At 74.1% G+C, this 6,965-nt stretch carries 8 protein-coding genes; 4 read left to right on the top strand and 4 right to left on the bottom strand.

Translation table 11 applies throughout. From position 1 onward, the window contains the following. Both VF825_RS00505 and VF825_RS00500 read right to left on the bottom strand, forming a co-directional pair. Nucleotides 1-901, bottom strand: a 901-nt coding sequence (locus VF825_RS00505; RefSeq protein ID WP_331108987.1) for an aminotransferase class I/II-fold pyridoxal phosphate-dependent enzyme, incomplete at its 3' end; no start/stop codon positions are given. A 148-nt stretch (nt 902-1,049) separates the two neighbouring features. Further along, the gene (locus VF825_RS00500) at nt 1,050-2,384 is read right to left on the bottom strand and encodes an adenosylmethionine--8-amino-7-oxononanoate transaminase (RefSeq protein WP_331108985.1); all 1,335 of its coding nucleotides are present in this window, start codon (nt 2,382-2,384) and stop codon (nt 1,050-1,052) included. 133 nt (nt 2,385-2,517) lie between these two features. Between VF825_RS00500 and VF825_RS00495 the strand changes: the two genes are divergently transcribed. From VF825_RS00495 to VF825_RS00485, 3 genes are all read left to right on the top strand, one after another. Then, nucleotides 2,518-2,868: a YciI family protein gene (locus VF825_RS00495; protein ID WP_331108983.1), complete on the top strand. Its 351-nt coding sequence runs from the start codon at nt 2,518-2,520 to the stop codon at nt 2,866-2,868. A gap of 4 nt (nt 2,869-2,872) precedes the next feature. After that, nucleotides 2,873-4,138, top strand: coding sequence for an RNA polymerase sigma factor (locus tag VF825_RS00490; RefSeq protein WP_331108981.1), 1,266 nt, complete (start codon nt 2,873-2,875; stop codon nt 4,136-4,138). A gap of 93 nt (nt 4,139-4,231) precedes the next feature. Then, nucleotides 4,232-4,645 (top strand): hypothetical protein, encoded by a 414-nt coding sequence (locus VF825_RS00485; RefSeq protein WP_331108979.1) that lies wholly within the window; start codon nt 4,232-4,234, stop codon nt 4,643-4,645. 30 nt (nt 4,646-4,675) lie between these two features. Here VF825_RS00485 and VF825_RS00480 read toward each other — a convergent pair whose 3' ends face one another. Next, nucleotides 4,676-4,882 (bottom strand): hypothetical protein, encoded by a 207-nt coding sequence (locus tag VF825_RS00480; RefSeq protein WP_331108977.1) that lies wholly within the window; start codon nt 4,880-4,882, stop codon nt 4,676-4,678. 20 nt (nt 4,883-4,902) lie between these two features. Then, nucleotides 4,903-5,910 (bottom strand): biotin synthase BioB, encoded by a 1,008-nt coding sequence (bioB, locus tag VF825_RS00475; protein ID WP_331108975.1) that lies wholly within the window; start codon nt 5,908-5,910, stop codon nt 4,903-4,905. Between the two features lie 92 nt (nt 5,911-6,002). On the opposite strand from bioB, the gene VF825_RS00470 reads away from it, so the two are divergent. Next, the gene (locus VF825_RS00470) at nt 6,003-6,935 is read left to right on the top strand and encodes an MBL fold metallo-hydrolase (RefSeq protein WP_331108972.1); all 933 of its coding nucleotides are present in this window, start codon (nt 6,003-6,005) and stop codon (nt 6,933-6,935) included. The last annotated feature ends 30 nt before the right edge of the window (nt 6,936-6,965 follow it).

Below are 6,965 nucleotides of genomic sequence, written 5' to 3'. Positions count from 1 at the left end.
ACGCCTCGGCCAGGGTGGCCGCGTTGGCGCGCACCCGGCCAGGCAGGCCCGGGTCGTGCCGCAGGGCCCGGAGGGCGCCGAGGGCGGCGCCGGTGGCGGCGGGCGCGAGCCCGGTGTCGTAGATGAAGGTCCGGGCGGTGTTGGCCAGGTGCTCGCGCACGGCGGCGTGGCCGAGGACCGCCCCACCCTGCGCGGCCAGCGACTTGGACAGCGTGGCGGTCAGGACCACGTGGTCCAGCCCGGTCAGCCCCAGGGCGGCGGCCAGCCCCTCGCCGCGCTCGCCGACGACACCGAGGCCGTGCGCCTCGTCGACCAGCAGCACGGCGTCGTGGCGGCCGGCCAGGTCGGCCAGCTCCGCCAGCGGCGCGGCGTCACCGAGGACGCTGTAGACCGACTCGACCACGACCATCGCCCGGCGCTGGGTGCGGCCGCGCAGCAGGCGCTCGACGTCGGCGAGGTCGTTGTGGTCGGCGACGGCAACCTGCGCCCGGGACAGCCGTGCGGCGTCGATGAGCGAGGCGTGGACGTGGGCGTCGGAGACGATGAGGGTGTCGGCGTCGGTCAGGGCCGTCACGGCGCCGAGGTTGGCGGCGTAGCCCGTGGAGAACACCAGGGTGCCGGCGCTGCGGGTCAGCGCGGCCAGCTCGCGCTCGAGCCGCTCGTGCAGGTCCAGCGAGCCGGTCACCAGGCGGGACGCGCCGGCGCCCCCGCCGTACTGCCGGGCCGCGGCGACCGCACTGGCGATGACGTCGGGGCGGTGCAGCAGCCCGAGGTAGTCGTTGCCGGCCAGGTCGAGCAGGCCGCCCTGGCTCGCCGGGGTGTGGGGCACCAGGTGCCGGGTCAGGCCCAGGCGCTCCCGCTCGGCGGCGCGGGCCGCCAGGTCATCGAGGAACCAGCTCACCCGCCAAGGGTGCCCCACGCCGGGCCGCCGCCCGCCCACGGGGTCACTTCCTGGACGCGCCCCACCCACCGCGCCGAGAGGGACGTTCCTCAGGCCTGGAGGCCCCTCCAGGCCCGAGGAACGTCCCTCTCGGAGATGAGAGGTCGGGTCAGGCGCCGTGGACCTCGGCGACGGCGCCGACCAGGGCCGAGCAGATCGTGGCGACGTCCTCGGCGGTGCTGACGTAGGGCGGCATCGTGTAGACGAGGTCGCGGAACGGGCGCACCCACACCCCGCGCTCGATCGCCGCCGCGGCGACCTCGGCGGTGCGCACCGGCTCGTCGAGCTGGATCACGCCGACCCCGCCGAGCACGCGCACGTCCTTGACGTGGGGCAGGTCGGCCGCCGGCTTGAGCCCGCGCGCCAGTCCTTCCTCCAGCCGGGCGACCTGCGCCGACCAGTCGTTGGCCTCGAGCAGGTCCAGGCTGGCCAGGGCCACGGCACAGGCCAGCGGGTTGGCCATGAACGTCGGGCCGTGCATCAGCGCCCCCGACGCGCCGCCGCTGACGGCCCGGGCCACCTCGGGGGTGCACAACGCCGCGGCGAGCGTGAGGTACCCCCCGGTGAGCGCCTTGCCGACCGTCATCACGTCGGGCACCACGCCGCAGCGCTCGGCCGCCCACAGCGTGCCGGTCCGCCCGAAGCCGGTCGCGATCTCGTCGAAGATGACCAGCGCGCCGTGCTCGCGGGCCAGGCTCGCGAGCACCTGCACGGCATACGGGCTGTAGACGTGCATGCCGCCGGCGCCCTGCAGCAGCGGCTCGACGACGACGGCGGCGATGTCGTCGGCGAACTCCGCATACAGCGAGCGGGTCGCCCGCTCCCACTCCGCCATCCCCGGGTCGTCCGGGCCGACGTCGAGGCCGGCCGGCGGGCGCGGGGCGAACACCTGCTCGGGCAGCACCCCGGTGAACAGCGTGTGCATGCCGCCGACCGGGTCGGTGACGCTCATCGGCGCGAACGTGTCGCCGTGGTAGCCGCCCAGGATCGTGAACATCTTCCGGCGCGGGCGCCCGGCGTTGACGTGCAGCTGCCACGCCATCTTCAGCGCCACCTCGACCGAGACCGAGCCGGAGTCGGCGAAGAACACGTGCTGCAGCGGCGAGGTGTCGGCGCCCGCGGGCCGGGGCGCCAGGTCGATGAGGCGCCGGCCCAGCGCGACCGCCGGCTCGTGGGTCAGCCCACCGAACATCACGTGGCTCATCCGGGACAGCTGCCGGTGGGCCGCGGCGTCGAGCTGCGGCACGGCATACCCGTGGACCGCGCACCACCACGAGGACATCGCGTCGACGACCTCGCGCCGCTCGCCGGACGCCAGGCGCAGGCGCAGGCGCACGCCGCCGGCCGACTCGACCAGGTGCGGGGTCGAGGGGGTCAGCGCCGAGGAGTACGGGTGCCACAGGTGGTCGCGGTCGAACGCGAGCAGGTCGTCGAGGTCGCTCATCGCCACCGATTGTCCTGTATGCCGTGTGGCTGGCTTCGCGGGCACCGGCACCCGAGACTGGGGCTGTCGATTCCGGCGCGGCCCGTTCGTCGAGGTCATGTCCGAGCACACCGACTGGCGGAGGAGAACCGCGATGGCTCAGTACCTGGTCCTGATCTACGAGAACGAGTCCGGCTACGAGAGCGCCGACCCGAGCGTCTGGCAGCAGACGATGCAGGCGCACAACCGGTTCGCCGAGCAGGTGGGCGAGCTCGGCGGGCAGATCCTGGGCGGCAACGCGCTGCAGCCGACCGCCACCGCGACCTCGATCCGCGGCGACGTGGTCACCGACGGCCCGTTCGCGGAGACCAAGGAGGCGCTCGGCGGCTTCTACCTCATCGAGGCCAAGGACCTCGACCACGCCCTGCAGATCAGCCGGCTGTGCCCAGCCCCGTTCGGCGGGGTCGAGGTGCGCCCGGTCATGGAGTTCCCGGAGCAGGGCTGATCGCTTGGCAGCGCAGCGTGAGCGGGTCCGCGAGGCGCTCGCCGAGGCGCACCGGCGCGAGTGGGCCCACGTGCTCACCGCGACGGTGCGACTCACCCGTGACCTCGACCTCGCGCAGGAGTGCGCCCAGGAGGCGTACCTGTCCGCCGTCGAGGCGTGGGAGCGCGACGGTGTGCCGCGCAGCCCCGGCGCCTGGCTGACCACCACGGCCAGGCGCAAGGCGCTCGACGCGCTGCGCCGCGCCTCCACGCTGCGCACCAAGCTCCCGCTGCTGATCGAGCCCGAGGTGACCGAGGAGTGGCCGGGCGAGCGGCCGGACGGCGGCGACATCCCCGACGGCCGGCTCCGGCTGGTGTTCACGTGCTGCCACCCGGCGCTGGCCCGCGAGGCGCAGGTCGCCCTGACGCTGCGGCTCGTCTGCGGGCTGACCACCCCCGAGATCGCGCACGCGTTCCTGGTCAGCGAGCCGACGATGGCCGCCCGGGTGACCCGGGCGAAGAAGAAGATCGCCGCCGCCCGCATCCCCTACCGGGTGCCGGAGACCCACGAGCTGCCCGAGCGGCTCGACGCGGTGCTCACCGTGGTGCACCTGGTCTTCACGACCGGGCACACCGCCCCCTCCGGAGACACCCTGGTGCGGCCCGACCTCGTCACCCGGGCGGTCGACCTGGCACGGGTGCTGCTGGAGCTCATGCCCGACGAGCGGGAGGTCCGGGGCCTGCTGGCGCTGCTGCTGCTCACCGACGCCCGCCGGGCCACCCGCGTCGACGCCGCCGGCGAGCTGGTGCTGCTGGAGGACCAGGACCGCAGCCGGTGGGACCGCGCGCAGGTGGCCGACGGGCGGGCCCTGGTCGTGGAGGCCCTGCATGGCGGACGGCCGGGCCGGTTCGCCCTGCAGGCCGCGATCGCCGCGGTGCACGCCGAGGCGCCGAGCTGGGCCGAGACCGACTGGCGTCAGGTCGTCGGCCTCTACGACCTGCTGCTGCAGGCCTGGCCCTCCCCGGTGGTCGCCCTGAACCGGGCCGCGGCGGTGGCGATGCGCGACGGGCCGGACGCGGGCCTGGCCGCCCTGGACGCCCTCGACGCCGGGGCGCTCGCCGGCTACCGCTACCTGCCGGCCGCCCGGGCCGACCTGCTGCGGCGGGTGGGCCGCGCCACCGAGGCGGCCACGGCATACCGGCAGGCACTGGACCTGACCGACAACGCGGCCGAGCGGGCGTTCCTGCAGCGGCGGCTGGCCGAGGTCGGTGGCCGACCGGCAGCAGGGTGAAGGGTTGACCCCACCCGGATGTGGTCAACCCTTCACCCGGGACTCGTCCACCTGAGGGAACCGCCCCGGGGACGGCGTGGCGATGCTGGCGCCATGGTCGTGCGACGACGGCACACGGTGGCGTTCGGCGGGGTGGTCGGGGCGATCGCGGTCTGCGCGCTCGGGGGCTACCTCGGGGGGTGGGCGTGGACCGGGTTCCGCGGCAACACGCTGTGGGACTGGCTGCATCTGCTGGTGCTGCCGGTCGTCCTGGCGCTGCTGCCGTTGTGGCTGCGCACCCACCGCCGGCTGGAGATGGTCTGGCTCCTCGGCCTGGCCGTCGGCGCGCTCGTCTTCGCTGTGCTGGTGGTCGGAGGCTACGTGCTCGGCTGGGCGTGGACCGGCTTCCGGGGCAACACCCTGTGGGACTGGCTCGAGCTGCTCATCGTGCCGTTCGTGCTGCCGATCGCGCTGCTGCAGGTCACCCGGCAGGACGAGGTCGCCCTCAGCGGCAGCGCGAAGGGCTGACCGCGCGTGGTCAGCCCTTCGCCCAGCGGGTCAGGAACCCCAGGTCGAGGTCTCGCTGACGCCGTGCTCGACGCAGGTCGCGCTCCAGCCGCCCGGCGTGACCTGCACCTTCATCCGGCGCCGGCACGCCACGCAGTAGCGCGGCGGCTCCAGCTCCAGCGCCCGGGCGCACGCGCCGTGGTCGCCCTCGGCCGCGGACTCACCGCAGCGGCCGCACCAGACGGGGGCACCCGTCATACCGGTCGTCGTCACGGGTCTCAGAGGGTCGCGTTGAGCGCCTTGATCGGCATCTTGAGGTCGTCCAGCAGGGCCAGGTCGTCCTTGGGGTCGCGGCCCAGGGTGGTCAGGTAGTTGCCGACGATGACCGCGTTGATGCCGCCGAGCAGGCCGTCACGGGTGCCCAGGTCGCCCAGGGTCAGCTCGCGGCCGCCGGCGTAGCGCAGGATCGTGCGCGGCAGGGCCAGGCGGAACGCCGCGATGGTGCGCAACGCGTCGTTGGCCTCCATGACCGGCAGGTCCCCGAACGGGGTGCCGGGGCGCGGGTTGAGGAAGTTCAGCGGCACCTCGTGCGGCTCGAGCTCCCCGAGCTGGGCGGCGAGCTCCGCGCGCTGCTCGACGGTCTCGCCCATGCCGACCAGGCCACCGCAGCACAGCTCCATGCCGGAGGCCTTGATCATCTGGCAGGTCTCCCAGCGCTCCTCCCACGAGTGGGTGGTGACGACCTGGGGGAAGTACGACCGGCCGGCCTCGAGGTTGTGGTTGTAGCGGTGCACGCCCATGTCGCGCAGGTCGTCGACCTGCTCCTGGGTGAGCATGCCCAGGCTGGCGGCGACCTGGATGTCGACCTCGGCGTGGATCGCCTTGACGCCCTCGCGCATCTGGCTCATGAGGCGCTCGTCGGGCCCGCGCACCGCGGCGACGATGCAGAACTCGGACGCGCCGGTCTCGCGGGTCTGCTTGGCCGCCTTGACCAGCTCGGGGATGTTCAGCCACACCGACCGGACCGGGGAGGTGAACTGCCCGGACTGGCTGCAGAAGTGGCAGTCCTCGGGGCAGCCGCCGGTCTTGAGCGAGACGATGCCCTCGACCTCGACGTCGGGGCCGTTGTACTTCATCCGGACCTCGTGGGCGAGCGCCAGCAGCTCCTCGAGCTGCTCGTCCGGGGTGTTCAGCACGGCCAGGACCTGCTCGTAGCGCAGCGCCTCGCCGCGCTCGAGCACCTGCTCGCGCGCGACGGCCAGAATGTCAGTCTCAACGGCAGTCATGGTCACCGATTGTGGACCACCCCCGCGGTATGCCGTGTCGCAGGTCCGCTGGATGGCCTCCCGAGGGCGGGTGGCCGGGAGGAGTGGTGCGGATGACGGAGGTCGACTTCACCCGCGCGACACCGGTGCCGGCGGACCTCGAGGTGGCCTGGGTGCACGGGTCGCGGCGCGGCCACACGGACCCGCCGATCCAGGTGCACCGGGCCGACCCGCACACGGTGGTGCTCCGGCAGAGCAAGGACGTGCACTACGAGGGGCCGTTCCTGTTCCTGCTGTTCGGCAACGAGCGGGCCGTGCTGTTCGACACCGGGGCGACGGCCGACCCGGCGCGGTTCCCGCTGGCGGACACGGTCGAGGCCCTGGTCGTGGAGTGGCTGCGCGAGCACCCGCGCGAGACCTACGAGCTGGTCGTCGCGCACACCCACGCGCACGGCGACCACGTCGCGGGGGACGCCCAGCTCGCCGGCCGGTCGGACGTCACCGTGGTCGGGAGCGACCTCGGTTCGGTGCAGGCCTTCTTCGGGTTCACCGACTGGCCCGCGCAGGTCGAGACGCTGGACCTCGGCGGGCGGGTGCTGGAGGTGACCGGCATCCCCGGCCACCACGAGGCCTCCGTGGCCGTGTTCGACCGGTGGACCGGGTGGCTGCTCACCGGTGACACGGTCTACCCCGGGCGGCTCTACGTGGAGGACATGCCGGCGTTCCTGGACAGCCTGGACCGGCTGGTGGCGCTGGCTGCGTCACGCCCAGTGACCGCGGTTCTGGGCTGTCACGTCGAGATGACGACGACGCCGGGACGGGACTACCCGCTCGGGGCCACCTGGCAGCCGGACGAGGCGCCGCTGCCGATGACGGTGGCCCAGCTCGTGGCGGTGCGTGACGCCGCCCGGTCGGTCGCGGACCGGCCCGGGGCGCACGCGTTCGACGACGTGGTCCTCTGGAACGGGCCGTGCCGGGGAGCCACGCTGCGGCACCGGGCCCGGCTCGCGGCCTATCGGCTGCGCACCTGGGCGGCGACCGGTTAGACACGCGCCGACGTGCGCCAGGCCTCGGCG

This window comes from Oryzihumus sp., from assembly GCF_036391795.1.
Classification (GTDB): Bacteria; Actinomycetota; Actinomycetes; order Actinomycetales; family Dermatophilaceae; genus Oryzihumus.
Note: the sequence above shows the minus strand (reverse complement) of the source record. Positions and strands in the feature narration are given on the sequence as shown.

What these genes read in the sequence shown, in the direction of transcription:
- VF825_RS00500 (WP_331108985.1), bottom strand. Translation starts at nt 2,384, where the DNA reads ATGAGCGACCTCGACGACCTGCTCGCGTTCGACCGCGACCACCTGTGG.
- VF825_RS00480 (WP_331108977.1), bottom strand. Translation starts at nt 4,882, where the DNA reads ATGACGGGTGCCCCCGTCTGGTGCGGCCGCTGCGGTGAGTCCGCGGCC.
- VF825_RS00495 (WP_331108983.1), top strand. Translation starts at nt 2,518, where the DNA reads ATGGCTCAGTACCTGGTCCTGATCTACGAGAACGAGTCCGGCTACGAG.
- VF825_RS00470 (WP_331108972.1), top strand. Translation starts at nt 6,003, where the DNA reads ATGACGGAGGTCGACTTCACCCGCGCGACACCGGTGCCGGCGGACCTC.
- VF825_RS00485 (WP_331108979.1), top strand. Translation starts at nt 4,232, where the DNA reads ATGGTCGTGCGACGACGGCACACGGTGGCGTTCGGCGGGGTGGTCGGG.
- bioB (WP_331108975.1), bottom strand. Translation starts at nt 5,910, where the DNA reads ATGACTGCCGTTGAGACTGACATTCTGGCCGTCGCGCGCGAGCAGGTG.